Here is an 18,762-nt window from a genome sequence, read left to right as displayed (position 1 = left end):
TCGGTGCCGCGGCGCTCTCGGCGCCCGCGCGTTCAGTGGCCGAACTGGCCGGCTGTGGAGTGCTCGTTGGCCTGGTAGTTGCGCTGGGTGGCGTCCAGCTTGTCGGCGGTGCCGGTGAGCTTGTCGTGCAGAGACTTGCACTGCTGCAGCCAGCGCTCGGTGCAACTGGTGAGGGCGCCGCCGAAGGCGAAGCCGCGGATCTTCACGGCCGCGCCGCTCGCGTGCTCGGCGAGGTTGTTGCCGCCCTTGCCGTTGGCGTTGTCCAGGTCGGTGGCGATCTGCCGGGCGATCCCCGCCGAGGCGCCGAGCTCGTACGGGTGGTCCAGCCGGGTGGTGGGCAGCGTCGGGGCCGGGCCGGGGGAGGGGCTGGGCGTCGGGCCGGCCGCGAACGGGGAGGTGCCCGGGGCGGAGATCGGAACGACGGTGTCCGGCGCCGGGTTGCGCGGCGCGCCGGGCGGTGACGCCGGTGAGACCGGCCCGGTGGTGAAATCTGGGAAGACCATGTGTGTCCGCTCTCCTCATCCTCGACGAGGGGTCAGCACCCCCCCGGGCCGGACGGCCGAACGGTCCGCCCGTCGGTGTACTGACGCACCATCAGTAGCGGCGGTTCCGGTAGCCGCGTTATGTACTCGTCAAGATTTCGGCCGGCGGTCCGGCGGCCTCCCACATCCTCGCGCCCAGGCCGCGGCGCCGGCCTCGGCCCCCGCCGGTACCCCGCCTCGACCCCGCCCGGGCGCGGTCCCGGCGGCCGGCGCGGAGGTCTTGTTACCGGCGGGTCGCTTCCCTATCATCGCGAGTGTTACAGCTTTACTGTCAAACCCTGAGGGGCAGTGGCCAGTGCGCGACACGAGCAGTCCCGGCCCGCTGGCCGGCGTCCGGGTGGTCGAGCTCGCGGGGATCGGGCCCGGCCCGTTCGCCGCGATGCTGCTGGCCGACCTCGGCGCCGACGTGGTCCGCGTGGACCGGCCCAAACCCTCGCCGCTCGGCATCGACCCCGCCTACGACGTGGCCAACCGCAACAAGCGCTCCGTCCTGGTCGACCTCAAGGCCCCCGAGGGGCCCGGTCTGGTCCTGGACCTCGCCGAGCGGGCCCACCTGCTGATCGAGGGCTACCGCCCCGGCGTCGCCGAGCGCCTCGGCGTCGGCCCGCAGGCCTGCCTGGCCCGCAACCCCGCCCTGGTCTACGGCCGGATGACCGGCTGGGGCCAGCACGGACCGCGCGCCGACCGGGCCGGCCACGACATCGGGTACGCGGCCGCGGCCGGCGTGCTCGGCATGATCGGCGACCCGGACCGCCCGCCCGCGATCCCGGCCAACCTGCTCGGCGACTACGCCGGCGGCTCGCTCTACCTGGTCGTCGGCCTGCTCGCGGCCCTCCACCACGCCCGCGCGACCGGCACCGGCCAGGTGGTCGACGCCGCGATCGTGGACGGCGCCGCCCACCTCACCGGCGTGCTCTGGGGCCTGCTGGCGGCCGGGCAGTGGCAGGACCGGCGGGGCGCCAACCTGCTCGACGGCGGCACCCCCTGCTACGCCGTCTACCCGGCCAAGGACGGCGGCCACCTCGCCGTCGGCGCGCTGGAGCCGCAGTTCTACGCCGAGTTCGCCCGGCTGCTCGGGCTCGGTCCGGACGCGCCCGGCCAGTGGGACACCGCGCGCTGGCCCGAGCTGCGCGCACTGATCGCCGCCCGCTTCGCCACCCGCACCCGGGCCGAGTGGGAGGAGGTCTTCGCCGGCTCCGACGCCTGCGTCGAGCCGGTGCTCACCATGCGCGAGGCCGCCGCCTCCGCGCACCTGGCGGCCCGCGGCACGTACGTCGAGGCGGACGGCTACACCCAGCCCGCCCCGGCCCCCCGGTTCTCCGCCACCCCCGGCACGCTGCGCCGCCCGCCGTCCCGGCCGGGCGCCGACACCGCCGAGGTCGCCCGCGACTGGGGCCTGCCGGCCCTGTCCCGCCCGTCGGGCCCGCCCGCCGCCGCACCGGCCGCACCGGCCGCACCGGCCACATCGGCCGCCGCACCGGCCGCCGCCTCGCCGCCCGCCGCTGCACCCGTCCGGAACACCCGGCCCGTCCGGAACACCCCGCCCGCCCCGCCGTCCCCGGACGCCGCGGCCCGATAAGGAGAGCGCCGTGCAACGCGACATCTACACCGAGGAGCACGAGGACTTCCGGGCGACCGTCCGGGCCTTCCTCGCCAAGGAGGTGCTGCCGCACTACGACCGCTGGGAGCGGGCCGGCATCGTGGACCGCTCGGCCTGGCTCGCGGCCGGCCGGCAGGGCCTGCTCGGGATCGCCGTCCCGGAGGAGCACGGCGGCGGTGGCAGCGCCGACTTCCGCTACGCGGCCGTGCTGGCCGAGGAGTTCGCCCGGGCCGGTGCCTCCGGCCTGGCGCTCGGCCTGCACAACGACATCATCGGCCCGTACCTCACCTCGCTCGCCACCGAGGAGCAGAAGCGCCGCTGGCTGCCCGGCTTCTGCAGCGGGGAGCTGGTCACCGCCATCGCGATGACCGAGCCCGGCACCGGCTCCGACCTCCAGGGCATCCGCACCCACGCGGTCGACCGGGGCGACCACTACCTGCTCAACGGCGCCAAGACCTTCATCTCCAACGGCATCCTCTCCGACCTGGTGATCGTGGTCGCCCGTACCACCCCCGAGGGCGGCGCGCGCGGGCTCAGCCTGCTGGTGGTCGAGCGCGGCATGCCCGGCTTCGAGCGCGGCCGCAACCTCGACAAGATCGGGCAGAAGGCCCAGGACACCGCCGAGCTCTTCTTCGAGGACGTCCGCGTCCCCAAGGAGAACCTGCTCGGCGAGGAGCACCAGGGCTTCGTGTACCTGATGCAGAACCTCGCCCAGGAGCGGCTCACCATCGCCGCCTCCGCGATCGCCGGCGCGGAGTACCTGGTGGAGATCACCACCGAGTACGTCAAGCAGCGCGAGGCGTTCGGGCGGCCGCTCGCCAAGCTCCAGCACGTCCGCTTCGAGATCGCCGAGCTCGCCACCGAGTGCGCCGTCACCCGCGCCTTCGTCGACCGTTGCATCACCGAGCACAACCGCTACGCGCTCACCCCGGCGGACGCCTCGATGGCCAAGTGGTGGGCCACCGAACTGCAGAAGCGCACCGCCGACCGCTGCCTCCAGCTCCACGGCGGCTACGGGTACATGGCCGAGTACCCGGTCGCCCGGGCGTTCACCGACGGCCGCATCCAGACCATCTACGGCGGGACCACCGAGATCATGAAGGAGATCGTCGGCCGCTCCCTCCTCGACTGACCGCTCCCCGGCCGGCGCCGCCGGCGCTCCCCACCAGGCCGGCTCCCGAACCGCCAGGCGAGCCCTCGAACCGCCAGGCGAGACCTCGAACCGCCAGGCGAGACCTCGAACCACCAGGCCAGATCCCCGGACCACCAGGCCAGACCTCGAACCACCAGGCCAGACCCCCGAAAGGCTCTCCACCGTGACCACCGAAGCGTACGTCTACGACGCGATCCGCACCCCGCGCGGCCGGGGCAAGGCCAACGGCTCGCTGCACGGCACCAAGCCGATCGACCTGGTCGTCGGCCTGATCCACGAGCTGCGCCGCCGCTTCCCGGACCTCGACCCGGCCGCGGTGGACGACATCGTGCTCGGCGTGGTCAGCCCGATCGGCGACCAGGGCTCCGACATCGCCCGGGTCGCCGCCATCGCGGCCGGCCTGCCCGACACGGTGGCCGGCGTCCAGGAGAACAGGTTCTGCGCCTCCGGTCTGGAGGCCGTCAACCTGGCCGCAGCCAAGGTCCGTTCGGGCTGGGAGGACCTCATCCTGGCCGGCGGCGTGGAGTCGATGTCCCGGGTGAAGATGGGCTCGGACGGCGGCGCCTGGTTCGCCGACCCGATGACCGCCTACGAGACCCACTTCATCCCGCAGGGCGTCGGCGCCGACCTGATCGCCACCGTCGAGGGCTTCAGCCGCACCGACGTGGACGCCTTCGCCGCCGAGTCCCAGGCCCGCGCCGCCAAGGCCCAGGCCGACGGCCTCTTCGACCGCTCGGTCGTGCCGGTCCTCGACCGCAACGGCCTGGTCGTGCTGGACCGCGACGAGTTCATCCGCCCCGGCACCACCGTGGAGAGCCTGGCCGGCCTCAAGCCCTCCTTCGCCGCCATCGGCGACGCCGGCGGCTTCGACGCCGTCGCCCTGCAGAAGTACCACTGGGTCGAGGAGATCGACCACGTCCACCACGCCGGCAACTCCTCCGGGATCGTGGACGGCGCCGCGCTGGTCGCCATCGGCAACCGCGAGATCGGCGAGCGCTACGGCCTGCGCCCGCGCGCCCGGATCGTCTCCGCGGCGGTGTCCGGCTCCGAGCCCACCATCATGCTGACCGGCCCGGCCCCCGCCACCCGCAAGGCGCTCGCCAAGGCCGGGCTGACCGCCGCCGACATCGACCTGGTCGAGATCAACGAGGCCTTCGCCGCCGTCGTCCTCCGCTTCGTCCGCGAGATGGGCTTCCGGCCCGACCAGGTCAACGTCAACGGCGGTGCGATCGCCCTCGGCCACCCGCTCGGTGCGACCGGCGCGATGATCCTCGGCACCCTGATCGACGAGCTGGAGCGGCGCGACCTGCGGTACGGCCTGGCCACCCTCTGCGTCGGTGGCGGCATGGGCATCGCCACCATCGTCGAACGCATCTGATCCCGCCCCGGCACCTCCCTCCCCGGCCCCATCTGGAGACCCGAACCTCATGAGCGACACCACCACCATCCGCTGGGAGCAGGACCAGGACGGCGTGGTCACCCTCGTCCTCGACGACCCCACCCAGTCCGTCAACACCATGAACGAGGCCTTCACGGCCGACTTCGAGGCCGCGGTGGAGCGGCTGGCCGGCCTCGGCGACGAGCTGCGCGGCGTGGTCGTCACCTCGGCGAAGAAGACCTTCTTCGCCGGCGGCGACCTGCGGATGCTCTCGGCCGCCCGGCCCGAGGACGCCGCCGCCGTCTTCGAGAAGTCGATGCGGATCAAGCGCGCCCTGCGCACGCTGGAGACCCTCGGCAAGCCCGTCGTCGCCGCCCTCAACGGCAGCGCCCTCGGCGGCGGCCTGGAGATCGCGCTCGCCTGCCACCACCGGATCGCCCTGGACACCCCGGCCAGCCGGATCGGCCTGCCCGAGGTCACCCTCGGCCTGCTGCCGGGCGGCGGCGGCGTGGTCCGCACCGTCCGGCTCTTCGGCATCACCGACGCCCTGCTGAAGGTGCTCCTCCAGGGCCGCCAGTACCGGCCGGCCCAGGCGTTCGAGCACGGCCTGGTGCACGAGCTGGTCGACACCCCGGAGGAGCTGACCGCCCGGGCCCGCGCCTGGATCGGGGCCAACCCGACCGCCGTCCAGCCCTGGGACGTCAAGGGCTACCGGATCCCCGGCGGCACCCCGGCCACCCCGGCGTTCGCCGCCAACCTGCCCGCCTTCCCGGCCAACCTGCGCAAGCAGCTGGCCGGGGCCCCGTACCCGGCGCCGCGCAACGTGCTCGCGGCCGCGGTGGAGAGCGCCCAGGTCGACGTCGACACCGCGATGGTGATCGAGGCCCGCTACTTCACCGAGCTGGCCTGCGGACAGACCAGCAAGAACATGATCCAGGCGCTCTTCTTCGACATGCAGGCCGTCAACTCCGGTGCCGGCCGCCCGAAGGACGTCGAGAAGCGGACGGTCCGCCGGGTCGCCGTGCTCGGCGCCGGCATGATGGGCGCGGGCATCGCCTACACCTGCGCCAGGGCGGGCATCGAGGTGATGCTCAAGGACGTCACCGTCGAGGCCGCCGAGCGCGGCAAGGCCTACTCCGCCGGGCTGCTGGACAAGGCGGTGGCGCGCGGGCGCTCCACCGAGGCGCAGCGCGACGAGCTGCTGGCCCGGATCACCCCCACCGCCGAGGCCGCCGACCTGGCCGGCTGCGACGCGGTGATCGAGGCCGTCTTCGAGAACCCCGAGCTCAAGCAGAAGGTGTTCCAGGAGGTCCAGGGCGTGGTGGCGCCGGACGCGCTGCTCTGCTCCAACACCTCCACCCTGCCGATCGGGCTGCTCGCCGAGGGCGTCGAGCGCACCGCCGACTTCATCGGTCTGCACTTCTTCTCGCCGGTGGACAAGATGCGCCTGGTCGAGGTCATCCGCGGCCCGCAGACCGGTGACGAGGCGCTGGCCCGCGCCTTCGACCTGGTCCGCCAGATCGACCGCACCCCGATCGTGGTGAACGACTCCCGGGGCTTCTTCACCTCCCGGGTGATCGGCCAGTTCATCAACGAGGGCGTGGCGATGGTCGGCGAGGGCGTCGACCCGGCAAGCGTCGAGCAGGCCGCCGCCCAGGCCGGCTACCCGGCCAAGGTGCTCTCGCTGCTCGACGAGCTGACGCTCACCCTGCCGCGCAAGATCCGCAACGAGTACCGGCGCGCGGCCGAGTCGGCCGGCGAGACCTGGACCGCCCACCCGGCCGACGCGGTGGTGGACCGGATGGTCGAGGAGTTCGGCCGCCCCGGCCGCAGCGGCGGCGCCGGTTTCTACGAGTACGGCGAGGACGGCCGGCGCGGTCGGCTCTGGCCGGGCCTGCGCGAGCACTTCACGCGATCGGACGTCGAGGTCCCGTTCGAGGACCTCAAGGAGCGGATGCTGTTCAGCGAGGCGCTGGACTCGGTCCGCTGCCTGGAGGAGGGGGTGCTGACCTCGGTCGCCGACGGCAACGTCGGCTCCATCCTCGGCATCGGCTTCCCGGCCTGGACCGGCGGCGTCTTCCAGTACATCAACGGCTACCCGGGCGGCCCGGCCGGCTTCGCGGCCCGTGCCCGGGAGCTCGCCGCCGCCTACGGCGAGCGGTTCGCGCCGCCCGCGATGCTGGAGCGGATCGCCGCCGAGGGGCGGACCTTCGGGAGCTGACGGACAGTCAGTCCTCTTCGGTGCTGGGCGAGTCCGTGCCGCGCGCGGCCTCGCCCAGCTCCTCCCGGAGCGAGCGCTGGAACGCCGTCACCAGCGCCTGCGCCACCATCGGCTGGATGTGGCCGGCCAGGTCCTTCATCCGGGCCAGCTCGGCCGGCTCCGGCTCGCTCTCCCGGTAGGGCTTCCACACCGTCTCGCGGAACAGCCGGTGCAGCTCGTGCGCCGTCGCCCGGCTGTGCTCCAGCAGTACGGCCCGGGCCGCCAGCAGCGTCTCCAGCGGGATCGGCACGTCGAGGATCCGCGCCCCGAGCGGCAGCAGCCCCGGATCCACCCGGAACGCCTCCGGGTCCGCGGTGCGTTCCAGCGCGCCCATCGCGGCCAGCCGGTCCAGCTGCTCCTCGGACAGCGCCCGGCCGACCCGCCGCTCCAGCTGCGCGCGGCTCACCGCCTCCGGCGCCTCCGGCGTCCACGACGCCACCAGCGCCCGGTGGATCGCCAGGTCCATCGGGGTGCTGTCCTGCGGGAGGTTGGCCAGGTAGCGCTCGATGGCCGCCAGGGTGAGCCCCTGGCGCTGCAGCTCCTCGATCAGTCCGAGCCGGTCCAGGTGGGCGGCGCCGTAGAGGCCGACCCGGCGCGGGCCCAGCTCGGGCGGCGGCAGCAGCCCCTTCGTCCCGTAGAAGCGCACCGTCCGGACGGTCACCCCGGCCCGGGCGGCCAGCTCGTCCACGGTGAGCCGGACCTCCGCCGCCACTTCCGACATCCGTGCCGCCCTCCGCCTCCGTCGCACCCGTGCTGTGACAGCAGCAGTGTGACAGTGCCCGGGGACAGTGGTCCACCCGGTGCGGACGGCCGGCCCGGGGCTGCGGTACGGGGGGTGGTCGGGGCGTTGACGGGCGGCTCGTGTGACCTGCCCACGACAATTCATCCCGCACCGGGGGTCCGTGCCGGTACGACCGTCATCTAGGCTGGTGACGTGCTCATCCTTGTTCGCCGCCGCCACGTGGACCTGCTCCGCGTGACGAGCATGTCCTGTCGACGCTCTGGCTGAACCTCGCGCCCTCACCCTCACACGCGGCCGCAGGCCGCGTTCCCCCTCCCGACCCCGGGCACCCGCCGCACCAGGCACGGCCCCGGAGCCACCGGTCGACCACCGGAACCGGTCGGGACGAGACCCAGCGGATGTCACCCATGACGCAGCAGCAGTCCCCCTCCAGCACCCCGTCCGCCGCGCCGACCGCCTCCCCGGGCGCCCTGCCGGTGATCGACCTCTCGCTCGCCGACGGCAGCCCCGGCGACCGGCGCCGCCTGCACGACGACCTGCGGGCCGCGGCCACCGGCGTCGGCTTCTTCCAGCTCGTCGGCCACGGCGTCACCCCGGCCGAGACGACCGCGCTCACCGACGCGATGCGGGCCTTCTTCGCCCTCCCGGAGGCCGACCGGCTCGCCGTGAGCAACCTCAACTCCCCGCACTACCGCGGCTACACCCGCACCGGCGACGAGCGCACCGGCGGCAGCCGGGACTGGCGCGACCAGCTCGACATCGGCGCCGAGCTGCCCGCGCACGTCCCGGCCGGGGGCGAGCCGCCGTACTGGTGGCTGGAGGGCCCGAACCAGTGGCCCGCGGCGCTCCCGGAGCTGCGGACCGCCGCGCTCGGCTGGATCGACCGCCTCGGCGGCGTCGCCGCGCGGCTGCTGCACGAGCTCCTGACCGCGATCGGCGCCCGCCCCGACTTCTACGACTACGCCTTCGCCGGCCACCCGCACCTGCGGCTGAAGCTGGTCCGCTACCCGGGCACCGCCCCGGACGGCGCCGGGCAGGGCGTAGGCGCGCACAAGGACTACGGCTTCATCACGCTCCTGCTCCAGGACACCGTCGGCGGCCTCCAGGTGGAGCGCCCGGACGGCGGCTTCCTGGAGGTGCCGCCGATGGAGGGGGCCTTCGTGGTCAACCTCGGCGAGTTGCTGGAGGTCGCCACCGACGGCTACCTCAAGGCCACCAGCCACCGCGTGGTCAGCCCGCCCGGTGCCCGCGAGCGCTTCTCCGTCCCGTTCTTCTACAACCCGCGGCTCGACGCCCACATCGAGCCGCTGGACTTCCCCTCCGCCCACCACGCCCCCGGCGCCACCGAGGACCCGGCCAACCCGCTCTTCGCGGAGTTCGGCCTGAACGAGTGGAAGGGTTACACCCGGGCCCACCCCGAGGTCACCCGCCGTCACCACCCCGAGCTGGTCGACTCCGGCTCCCGCTGACGCCCGGCCCCCCTGGCGTCCCGCCGTCCACCGACACCGGCCCGGTGGACGGCGGGGCACTGCGCGGGCGGGTCGCGGACCGACCCCGGGGTGGCCGCCCGGCCGGCGGCTCAGGACAGCCGCGCCGCCGCGTACGCCTCCATGGCAGCCCGCTGGTACGCGGCCAGGCCCGGGGCGACGGACTCGTACACGGCACTCCACCGCTCGTTCTCCGCACAGGAGCGCGCGATCGCGAGGTACTCCTCGGTGGGGACCGGGCGGAGTGCGACGAGCGCGCGGTACTGCCGGTCGACCTCCTCCTGCACCGGCTCCCCGTCGGCAGGCGTGCCGGCGGCCATCAGCTCGGCCAGCCGGACCAGCTGCGCGGTGCGCTCGCGCTGCCCCGCCTCGACCTGCTCCGCGCTCATCGCGGCGGTCGCCCGGCGGGCCGCCTCGGCGTGCTCGGGGAAGTCGCGCAGGCTCTCCTCGACGTCGGCGGGCCGGACGCCCTCGAAGAGGTTCTCGGGTCGGTTGATGCTGGTCATCGATGTTCCGTCCTTCCTGGACCGTTCAAGATCGGCGATCGTGCGGGTGACGGTGGCGGCCAGGGCCGTGAGCCGGTCCCGCTCGGCCAGCAGCCGGCGGTGGTGGCCGCGCAGGGCCTCCAGCTCGTCCACCTGGGAGGCCAGGATCCGGGTGATCTCGGAGAGCCCGAGCCCGAGCGCCCGCAGTACGAGGATCTGCTGCAGACGCAGCAACTGCTGCTCCTCGTAGTAGCGGTGGCCGTTGGAGCCGATCCGCGCGGGGCGCAGCAGCTCGATCTCGTCGTAGTGCCGCAGCGTCCTCGCGGTCACTCCGGACATCCGTGCCACGTCCGCGATCGGCCACGCCATCGCCCGTTCCTCCCGTGCTCCGCACACTGTCGCCGGGCCGGTGGTCTCCGGCCCTGACCAGCACGGTAGAGGCTGCCGTTGCGGCAACTTCAACCCGCGGCCGCCAGGACGTCCGCCCGTCCGGCCGGGGTGTCAGTCCTCGGCGGGCGTCTCGGAGCGGGCCTCCGGCCGGGCCGCGGCGTGCGGGAAGGGGCAGCCGGACGGCTTCGGCGCGCCGCCCTCCTCGAAGGTGCCCAGCTCGCCGATCCGGTAGCCGTACGGGTATCCGGGGTAGCTGCGGACCTGCCGGCCGTCCCGGGCCAGGTGCGGCCGGCGGCGCGGCGGCAGCAGGCGGACGAGGCGCCCGCGCAGCCGCATGCCGGCGCGGACGGCGCGCCGGAGCGCGGCCGGGGGTGCCGGGTAGCCGAAGGCCTCGCGCAGCGGGTCGTCGAGGAGGCAGAGCGAGGAGGTGCGCATCGCCGGGCGCACCGGGGTGGGGTACCAGGAGGCCATCAGGCCGAGGGTGGCGTCCGAGACGTCGCGGCCGCCCTCGTCGAAGCCGAAGTGGGCGCGCTCGTAGTCGTCGAGCAGCCGCTCGAAGTCCTCGAAGGTCTCCGGGATGCCGCTCAGGCCCATGTGCCGGCCGAGCTCCCGGTAGTAGTTGGTGGTGGCGCGGACCTCGTGCGGCGAGTAGGGGCGCCAGCCGTAGTCGTCCAGCCAGCGCTTGGGGATCACGACGAAGGTGGCCAGCACGTACAGGAAGTCGTCGTTGGAGATGTCGTACCGGCGGTGCATCTGGTTCATCCGCCGGATCGCCTCCCGCCCCTGCTCGGAGGCGAAGCCGTGCTCGACCACGGCCTCCAGGATCAGCACCGTGTCGTCGTACCGCTTCTGCGTGCGCAGGGTGAACTCGCCGGTCCGCGCGAGCAGCCGGCCGATGCCGGGCACCGCGTAGGTGCGGTAGAGCGCGAAGCTGAGCGACTGGGTGGTGTCCCAGGGGAACTCGTACCAGCTGCTGATCCGGTAGATCTCGGTGAACTCGGTCTCCGGGTCCAGGCGCTGAATCCGCTTCAGCCAGTCGTATCGCTGCACAGGCCGACCCTAGGGGCAGGTCAGGGGCCGGTCAACGTGGTCCGGAGGGCGCGCCCGGGGCCGGCCGGGGGCGGTCGGGGCGGCCGGTCCGGGGCGTCGGTGCGCGGGCGCCGCCGGGATCCCGCTGGCGGCCGCGCGGCTCCCGCCGGAGGCCGCGCGGCACCACCCTGCGGAGGTCAGCCCCGCAGGGCGGCGATGGCCTTCTCGATACGGCGTTGGCGCGTCTCGGGCTTCTTCGCGCTCTCGATTGCGCGCACGTGCTCGCGCTTGTGGCTGTACGCGAGGTCGTCGTAGGCGGCGCGGGCGACCGGGTCGTCGTCCAGAGCCCGGGCGAAGTCCGCAGGCTCGACGACGACGCGCGGCTCGGTGTCGAGCTCCACCTCGACCTCGACCTCGTCGCCGGTCGCCACACCCGCGGCCCGCCGGTTGGCGTGGCTGAGGCCGAGCAGGTGGCGGCCGCGCAGGAGGGCGACCCGGCTCTTCCAGGAGTGCCCGTTCACCGTGATCGTCACCGGCGGCCGCGCGCCCCCGCCGAGCGCCGCCACCACCTCGGGCGGAACCTCCAGACCCCGCATGGGCTCGGGCGGCTCGACCTGGGCCTGAAACTTCATCGTCTTCTCCTGTTCGTCCTGCCGGTTCACCGCGGATCCCGCCCGCCCGGCTCCGATCGCCGCTCCAGCTTCCCGCACCCGGGTCACGGCCGTCCGGGACGGCAGGGGGCACGCGCCCCGCCGTCCCGGACGGCCGGACCGCGGCTACTCCGCGTAGGGCTGGTCGGTCCCCTGGGCGCTGTAGCCGAGGCTCCAGACGTAGCCGTCCGGGTCGGCGAAGGTGCCGCCGTACCCGCCCCACGGCAGAGCGCCGGCGGGCTTGAGGACCGTGGCGCCGGCCTGCTCTGCCTCCGCCATGATCTCGTCGACCCGCGTCTCGCTGCGGACGACGTAGGTCAGCACCAGTCCGCTGAAGCCGCTGCCCTCCTGGTCCGTGCCCACCTGGGCGGCCAGGCCCTCGCGGCTGTAGAAGCCGACGGGCGAGGCGCCGTCCGATTCGAAGAACACCGAGATGCCGAAGTCGCTCCGGATCTTCCAGCCGAGCCCCTCGGTGTAGAACTGCTTGGCCCGGTCCAGGTCCCGGACGCCGAGGAGGATCGAGCTGACGTGTGCCTTCATGTCTTACTCCTTGTGCATGGGTGGTGATGTGACGGACGGGTGGCTGTTCCGCTCCCTGCCGCAGCGCCGCGGTGGGGGCCGGCGCAGCCGCCGCCTGCGGATCGCCGGACTCGCCGTGACGGGCCCGCGCGGCCTCCTCCTCGCCCGGCCCGGCGACCTTCGTGGGAAGGATCTTGGAAGCCCGGGTTGATAGATTCGCGATGCGTTCGCGATGGGTGCGCTGTCGGGGGGAGTGCTGTGCGGTTCTCGATCCTGGGTCCGGTGGAGATGTCGGACGGTGGCCGTCCCCTGCCCGGGACCGCGCCCCGCCACCGTGCTGTCCTGGGGTACCTGCTGCTGCACGCCGGAACGGTCCTCAGCACCGCCCGGTTGATCGACGCGGTCTGGGGCCCGACGCCACCCGGCACGGCGCGGGCGCAGGTGCACGCCGCGGTGACGGCGATCCGCCGGGTCCTGCGCGGCACCGGGACGGCGGAGGTCCTGCAGACCCGGCCGTCCGGCTATGTGATCGTTCCGCGCCCCGGCCAGCTCGACTCGACGGAGTTCGACGCCGCCGTCGCCGCAGCCTCCGAGGAGGACCCCGAGAAGGCCGCCGTGCTGCTGCGCGAGGCGCTGACGATGTGGCGCGGTCAGCCGTTCGCCGACGTCAACGCCGACTACGTCGCCGATGCGCGGGCCCGGCTGCTGGAGCGCCGCCTGGCCGCGGTCGAGCGCCTGATGGAGCTTGAGCTGTCGCTCGGCCGCCACCGGGAGGTCCTCGACGACCTGTCGGCCGAAGCCGCCGCCCACCCCTTACGGGAGCGGCTCTGTCATCACCTGATGCTCGCCCTGCACCGTGCGGGACGGCAGGCCGACGCCCTGGCGGCGGGCCGCCTGTTCCGCCGCAGGCTCGCCGAGGACCAGGGGCTGGACCCGGGACGGGCCTTCGCCGTCCTGGAGCAGTCCATCCTCCACGACGATCCGGGCCTGCACCTCGCGCCGTCCCCACCCCCACCGGCACCCGCCACGGCGGGGCGCGCGAACTTCCTGCCCTTCGACATCCCGGACTTCGCCGGGCGCGACGAGGAGCTCGACCGGCTCGGCGCGGCGTCCGGCGTGGTGACCCTCGCGGCCATCGACGGGATGGCCGGCATCGGGAAGACCGCGCTGGCGGTCCGGGCCGCGCACCGGCTGGCCGGCGCCTATCCGGACGGGCAGCTGTTCGTCGACCTGCACGCGCACACCGCCGGGCAGGCGCCGCTGGAGCCCGGGGCGGCGCTGGAGGTCCTGCTGCTCCAGCTCGGCCTGCCCGCCGAGGCGATCCCGTCCGGCCTGGTCGCCCGCTCGGCGTTGTGGCGGTCGGAACTGGCGGGCCGCCGTGTCGTCGCCGTCCTCGACAACGCGGGCAGCGCCGACCACGTCCGGCCGCTGCTGCCGGGGGCGACGGAGAGCCTGGTCCTGATCACCAGCCGGCGGCGCCTGTCCGACCTGGACGGCATTCGGACGCTGACGGTGGATCTCCTGCCCGCCGGGGACGCCGTCGAGCTGTTCACCCGGATCATCGGGGAACGGGCGCACGCCGAGCCGCTCGCCGTCCTCGACGTGCTGCAGCTGTGCGGGTTCCTTCCGCTGGCCGTCCGGATCGCGGCGGCACGGCTGCACAACCGGCCGCGCTGGACCGTCCAGTACCTGGCGGGCCGGCTGCGCGACCAGAAGCGGCGGCTGACCGAGCTGTCGACCGCGGACCGCAGATTGGCCGCCGCCTTCGCCCTGTCCCACCAGCACCTCGACGAGGACCAGCAGCGGATGTTCCGCCTGCTCGGCCTCCACCCCGGGCACGACGTGGATCCGTACGCGGCGGCGGCGCTGGCGGACACGCCGTTGGACCGGGCCGAGGGTCTGCTGGAGGACCTGCTCGACGCGCACATGCTGCAGCAGCACGAACCGGGCCGGTACACCCTCCACGGACTGCTGCGGGAGCACGCCCTGGCCACCGCGACGGCGACGGAGTCCGAGCAGGCCCGGCACGACGCACTCACCAGGTTGTTCGACTACTACCGCTACACCGCGCGTACGGCCGTGGACCGGATCCACCCCTGCGGTGCCGACCGGCGGCCGGTGGTCCCGCGACCGGACACCCCGCTCGTCGACCTGGCGGATCCGGCCGCGGCGACCGTCTGGCTCGAAACGGAACGTGCCAACCTGATCGCCTCGGAAAGCCACACCACCGAGCACGGCTGGCCCGTCCACGCCGGGCACCTGGCATCGATCCTGCGGCCCTACCTCGGCCTCGCCCACCACGCCGACGCCCCGGCCGTGCCGGCCCAGGCCCTGCGGGCGGGCCGGAGCCGCGGCGACCGCGCCCGCGGCCACCTCGAAACCGCGCTCACGCCCTGCTGCGACAGCGGCGACCGGATCGGCGAGGCGCACGCCCCGGACGACCTCGCCGGCGTCTACGAGAGACAGGGCCTGCTCGACGCCGCGCACCGGCATCTGACCGACGAGCTGGCCCTGCACCGCCTGCGCGGCAACCGCAGCGGCGAGGCCTCCGTCCTGGACCGCCTCGGCGGCATGCACCGCCGGACGGGCTGTCACGAGGAGGCCCGCGCCTACTGCCGGCAGGCCGAGGACCTCTACCACGACCTCGGTCGGGCCGGTGACCGGGCCGGGGCGCTCGACGGACTCGGCGACGTGGCCCGGGCGGCCGGCGAGCCCGCGCGCGCCGTCACCGAACAGCGGGCCGCCCTCGGCCCGGCCCGCGACCACGGCGACCTTCCCGAACAGGCCCGCGCCCACGACGGCTGACCGGGTCGGTCCGTCCGCCCCGCCCGCCCCGGCTCAACCACCGGGACGGGCGGGACACCGGAGGGCCGGGGTGTGTCCTCGGCCGGACGGGGCCTAGCGGCCCCGGTGCCGCTCCCGGGCCTGACGGCGGGACAGCTCCCGCTGCCCGCGCGCGGTTTCGGCGGCACGGCGCTTGGCCGCCGCGCGGTTCAGGTGCCCGGCCTCCTCGTGCGCCCGCGCCAGCGCCTCCTCGGCCGCGCTGCTCAGCGGCCGGGCCGCCTGCTCCTTCGCGGCCTGCCGGGCGAGCCGCTTGGGGTTCACCGCCCGCTGGCGCGCCCGCCGCTCGACGGCCACCTCGGGTGCGGCGAGCGCGGCGTCCAGCAACCGGCCGAAATCCCGGCGTACGAACTCCAGCAACTCCGCGTTGCCGGGTTCGGCGCCGAAGACATGGCGTGCCGCGCGTACTCCGCCGGGTGCTGAGACCTCCAGCACCCCGACCCAGAACGGGTCGTCGAAGAACACGCTGAACGTGCTCGGCATGGTGCGTCCTCCCATGGTCGTGCCACGCCCCGCGCGCGGTCGCGCGCCGGGAGGAACACGCCGGACACCCTGGGAGGGAGGTTACTGACCGCCGGCTCGGGGCCGGCGGCGCCCGGACTACCGACCGGACCGTGTTTTCGCGCGCTCGCGCCCGATCGTACGGGCCCCCTCCGGCCGGCTCCATGCATTTCCCCGCCCCGCCGAGGGGCCGCACCTCGGACGACCAGCCCGCGCGGCACACGGAGCGTGACGGGTGGGGTGGAGGGATCGGACTTGAATCTTTGCGAACGGATGTTCGATCCTGGGGGTGTGCCCGTTTTCGAATCTGTTTTCGAATCCACCGTCGAGCGGCAGCCGCTCCGCCCGGTGGTGTCGGCGGCTGCGCTCGGAGGCGGGGAGGGGGCCGGAGGGCGCGGGCTGCTGCCGGTGCTGCCGGCACTGGGGGAGGTGCTGCCGGAGGGCGGGCTGCGGCGGGGGACGGCGGTGTCCGTCGGGGGCGGGGACCTCGGACTGCTGCTGGCGCTGGCCGCCGGGGTGCGGGAGTCGGAGGGCGGGTGGGCGGCGGCCGTCGGGCTGCCGGAGCTGGGGCTGGCCGCGGCCGCCGGGTACGGCCTGGACCTGCGGCGGCTGCTGGTGGCGGACGACCCCGGGCCGCACTGGGCCGAGGTGGTGTCGGTGCTGGCCGGGGCGGTCGAGCTGATCATGCTGCGCCCGGACGGGCCGGTGGCGCCGAAGCCGGCGGCCCGGCTGGCGGCCGTGCTGCGGCGCAGCGGCTGCGTGCTGCTGGTGGCCGGGCCGTGGCCGGGGGCGGGGCTGCGGTTGGGCGTGCGGTCCGCGCGGTGGTTCGGGCTGGGGGACGGGCACGGCCGGCTCACCGGACGGCAGGTGGAGGTGGTGGCCGAGGGGCGCGGGTCCGCGGTGCGCGGGCGGACCGCCCGGCTCTGGCTGCCGGACGAGCACGGGACGGTGCGGGCGGTGGCCGAACCGGCCGCGGCGGCCGGGCCGGCCGGCGGTGCGGGGACGGCCGGCGTGGCCGGCGTGACCGGCATGACCGGCGCGGTCGGCGTGGGGGAGACGGAGGAGAGCGTGGCGTCGGAGGCCGCCGGGGCGGTCCTCGAACGTATGGCGGTGGTGTGAGATGACCGACGGCGGAACGGCGCCCGGGGCCGGCGCGGCAGTGACCCCGCGGGTGCTGGTGGTCTGGTGCCCGGACTGGCCGGTGACGGCGGTCGGCGGGGATGCCGGTGCCGGCGGTGCCCCGGTGGCGGTGGTCGCCGGGGGCCGGATCCTGGCCTGCTCGGACGCGGCCCGGGCGGCCGGGGTGCGCCAGGGGCAGCGGCTGAAGCTGGCCCAGCGGCTCTGCCCGGCGCTGGAGCTGCGCGACCGGGACCCGGAGGCGGAGACCCGCCGGTTCGAGCCGGTGGTCGCCGCGGTGGAGGCGTTCACCCCCCGGGTGGAGGTGCTGCGCCCGGGGCTGTGCGCGATCCCGGTGAAGGGGCCGAGCCGGTACTTCGGCGGTGAGGAGGCGTTGGCAGCCAAGGTGCAGGAGGCGGTGGCGGCCGCGCTGGCCCGCCCGCCGGCCGAGCGGTCCGGGGGCGGCGCGGCCGGGGGAGCGGGTCCGGACGCGGGTCCGCAGACCCACCCCGCCGACGCCGGGGCGGGCGCGGGACACCCGGCCGGGCCCGACGTCGAGCCGGACGCCGGGCCGGACGCCGGGCCGCCCGCTACCGCCACCGCCCGCCGCGAGCACGGCGTCGCACCGGTCACCCCGCTGCACCCGGCGGACGCCGACCGGGCCGGGGCACGTCGCCGGGCGGCGGCCGTGGACGAGCTGTTCGCCGCCGCGCCGGCGGCCCGGGACGGCGCGCCCGGCGGGTTCGCCCGCCCCGCCGGGTACCCGCCCCAGGAGCGCCCCGCCGGGTACCCGCCGCAGGAGCGCCCCGCCGGGTACCCGCCCCCGGCCGCCGGACCGGCGGCACCCGGAGCGGAACCCCCGGCCACCCCGCCCCCCGCCCCGCACGGCCGGGTCGGCGTCGCCGACGGCCTGTTCGCCGCCGTGCTGGCCGCCCGCGCCGGGGTGCTGGTGCCGGCCGGGCGGACGGCGGAGTTCCTCGCGCCCTACCCGGTGGCCGCGCTCGGCGACGAGGTGCTGGCCGAGCTGCTGGACCGGCTCGGCCTGTCCACCGTCGGGGCGTTCGCCGCGCTGCCCGCCGAGGCGGTCGCGGACCGCTTCGGCCTGACCGGCACGGTCGCCCACCGGCTGGCCCGGGGGCTCCAGCCGCGCCCGCTGGTACCGCGCGCCGAGGGGCCGGACCTCTCCGTCGAGCAGCGCTTCGACCCGCCGGAGCCGCTCGCCGAGCCCCTGGTGTTCGTCGCCCGCACCCTGGCCGAGCAGCTGCACCGACGGCTCGCCGGCGCGGGCCTGACCTGCCAGCGGGTCGCTGTCGAGGTGTCCTGCGCCGACGGGCGGACCGTCTCGCGGCTCTGGCGGCACGAGGGCCGGCTGTCGGCGACGGCGCTCGCCGAACGCGTCCGCTGGCAGCTCCAGGCCTGGCAGGGCGCGGGCACGTTCGACGCCCCGGCCGGGGCGGAGGACGAGCACGGCGCGGACCCCGCCCCCCACGGCGCGGGCTTCACCGCCCTGCGCCTCGTCCCCGACGACCTCTCCCCCGACCAGGGGCGGCAGCTGGCGCTCTGGGGGCAGGCGGTCGCGGACGACCGGGTGGAGCGCGCGGTGGCCCGGGTCCAGGCGGTGCTCGGCCACGCCGGGCTGCGCCGGATCGAGCCGGCCGGCGGGCGGGGCCCGGCCGAGCAGGCCGTCCGGGTGCCGTGGGGCGAGCCGTACGACCCGGCGGCCCCGGCCGACGCGCCCTGGCCGGGCCGGCTCCCGGACGTCTGGCCGGCCGTGGTGCACCGCACCCCGGTGCCGGCCGCCGTGCTGGACGCGCAGGGGCGCCCGGTGGTGGTGGACGGCCGGGCGGGGGTGTCGGCCCGGCCGGACCGGGTCGCGCTGCGCGGGCGGGAGCTGGCGGTGGAGGGCTGGACCGGGCCCTGGCCGGCGGTCGAGTACTGGTGGGACCAGGCGCTCGCCCGCCGCCGGGCGCGCTTCCAGGTCACGGTGGCGGACGGCCGGGCGCTGCTGCTCACGGTGGAGGGCGGTGAGTGGTTCGTGGAGGCGGGCTACGACTGACCCGGCCGGGGGG

General features: G+C 75.4%; 15 protein-coding genes. 8 read left to right on the top strand and 7 right to left on the bottom strand.

Features of this window, described 5'->3' with window-relative positions; genetic code table 11:
* Positions 1 to 32: 32 nt before the first annotated feature.
* Entirely contained in the window at positions 33 to 503 is a 471-nt protein-coding gene (locus tag RMN57_RS10570; RefSeq protein ID WP_313763133.1) for a hypothetical protein, read from the bottom strand.
* A 334-nt stretch (positions 504 to 837) separates the two neighbouring features.
* Between RMN57_RS10570 and RMN57_RS10565 the strand changes: the two genes are divergently transcribed.
* The 4 genes from RMN57_RS10565 (at position 838) to RMN57_RS10550 (ending at position 6,894) form a co-directional block, all read left to right on the top strand.
* Positions 838 to 2,121, top strand: a complete 1,284-nt coding sequence (locus RMN57_RS10565; protein WP_313763132.1) for a CaiB/BaiF CoA-transferase family protein — start codon at positions 838 to 840, stop codon at positions 2,119 to 2,121.
* 10 nt (positions 2,122 to 2,131) lie between these two features.
* The gene (locus RMN57_RS10560) at positions 2,132 to 3,274 is read left to right on the top strand and encodes an acyl-CoA dehydrogenase family protein (RefSeq protein ID WP_313763131.1); all 1,143 of its coding nucleotides are present in this window, start codon (positions 2,132 to 2,134) and stop codon (positions 3,272 to 3,274) included.
* A 184-nt stretch (positions 3,275 to 3,458) separates the two neighbouring features.
* Entirely contained in the window at positions 3,459 to 4,673 is a 1,215-nt protein-coding gene (locus RMN57_RS10555; protein ID WP_313763130.1) for an acetyl-CoA C-acetyltransferase, read from the top strand.
* A 49-nt stretch (positions 4,674 to 4,722) separates the two neighbouring features.
* Entirely contained in the window at positions 4,723 to 6,894 is a 2,172-nt protein-coding gene (locus RMN57_RS10550) for a 3-hydroxyacyl-CoA dehydrogenase NAD-binding domain-containing protein (RefSeq protein WP_313763129.1), read from the top strand.
* Positions 6,895 to 6,901: 7 nt separating this feature from the next.
* Here RMN57_RS10550 and RMN57_RS10545 read toward each other — a convergent pair whose 3' ends face one another.
* On the bottom strand, positions 6,902 to 7,654 hold the full coding sequence (locus RMN57_RS10545) for a MerR family transcriptional regulator (RefSeq protein WP_313763128.1): 753 nt from the start codon (positions 7,652 to 7,654) through the stop codon (positions 6,902 to 6,904).
* A gap of 428 nt (positions 7,655 to 8,082) precedes the next feature.
* On the opposite strand from RMN57_RS10545, the gene RMN57_RS10540 reads away from it, so the two are divergent.
* A complete protein-coding gene (locus RMN57_RS10540) occupies positions 8,083 to 9,144 on the top strand; it encodes a 2-oxoglutarate and iron-dependent oxygenase domain-containing protein (protein WP_313763127.1) in 1,062 nt (353 codons plus the stop codon).
* A gap of 110 nt (positions 9,145 to 9,254) precedes the next feature.
* Here RMN57_RS10540 and RMN57_RS10535 read toward each other — a convergent pair whose 3' ends face one another.
* From RMN57_RS10535 to RMN57_RS10520, 4 genes are all read right to left on the bottom strand, one after another.
* Positions 9,255 to 10,016 (bottom strand): MerR family transcriptional regulator, encoded by a 762-nt coding sequence (locus RMN57_RS10535; RefSeq protein WP_313763126.1) that lies wholly within the window; start codon positions 10,014 to 10,016, stop codon positions 9,255 to 9,257.
* A 132-nt stretch (positions 10,017 to 10,148) separates the two neighbouring features.
* A complete protein-coding gene (locus tag RMN57_RS10530) occupies positions 10,149 to 11,087 on the bottom strand; it encodes an oxygenase MpaB family protein (protein WP_313763125.1) in 939 nt (312 codons plus the stop codon).
* Between the two features lie 176 nt (positions 11,088 to 11,263).
* Positions 11,264 to 11,698, bottom strand: a complete 435-nt coding sequence (locus tag RMN57_RS10525) for a YdeI/OmpD-associated family protein (protein ID WP_313763124.1) — start codon at positions 11,696 to 11,698, stop codon at positions 11,264 to 11,266.
* A 144-nt stretch (positions 11,699 to 11,842) separates the two neighbouring features.
* Positions 11,843 to 12,256 carry a VOC family protein gene (locus RMN57_RS10520; RefSeq protein WP_313763123.1) on the bottom strand — a complete coding sequence of 138 codons (414 nt, stop codon included), beginning with the start codon at positions 12,254 to 12,256 and terminating at the stop codon, positions 11,843 to 11,845.
* Positions 12,257 to 12,523: 267 nt separating this feature from the next.
* Between RMN57_RS10520 and RMN57_RS10515 the strand changes: the two genes are divergently transcribed.
* Positions 12,524 to 15,040, top strand: coding sequence for a BTAD domain-containing putative transcriptional regulator (locus RMN57_RS10515; protein ID WP_313767774.1), 2,517 nt, complete (start codon positions 12,524 to 12,526; stop codon positions 15,038 to 15,040).
* Positions 15,041 to 15,133: 93 nt separating this feature from the next.
* Here the strand turns inward: RMN57_RS10515 and RMN57_RS10510 are convergent, their stop codons facing one another.
* The gene (locus tag RMN57_RS10510; RefSeq protein WP_313763122.1) at positions 15,134 to 15,559 is read right to left on the bottom strand and encodes a YjdF family protein; all 426 of its coding nucleotides are present in this window, start codon (positions 15,557 to 15,559) and stop codon (positions 15,134 to 15,136) included.
* A 309-nt stretch (positions 15,560 to 15,868) separates the two neighbouring features.
* Between RMN57_RS10510 and RMN57_RS10505 the strand changes: the two genes are divergently transcribed.
* A complete protein-coding gene (locus RMN57_RS10505) occupies positions 15,869 to 16,696 on the top strand; it encodes a hypothetical protein (protein ID WP_313763121.1) in 828 nt (275 codons plus the stop codon).
* A gap of 1 nt (position 16,697) precedes the next feature.
* Complete coding sequence (locus RMN57_RS10500) at positions 16,698 to 18,749, top strand: hypothetical protein (RefSeq protein WP_313763120.1); 2,052 nt, start codon at positions 16,698 to 16,700, stop codon at positions 18,747 to 18,749.
* The last annotated feature ends 13 nt before the right edge of the window (positions 18,750 to 18,762 follow it).

Origin of the sequence: Kitasatospora sp. CM 4170, from assembly GCF_032110285.1 — a bacterium.
Classification (GTDB): Bacteria; Actinomycetota; Actinomycetes; order Streptomycetales; family Streptomycetaceae; genus Kitasatospora; species Kitasatospora aburaviensis.
The sequence above is the reverse complement of the archived record's forward strand: the minus strand, read 5'-3'. Positions and strand labels throughout refer to the sequence as shown.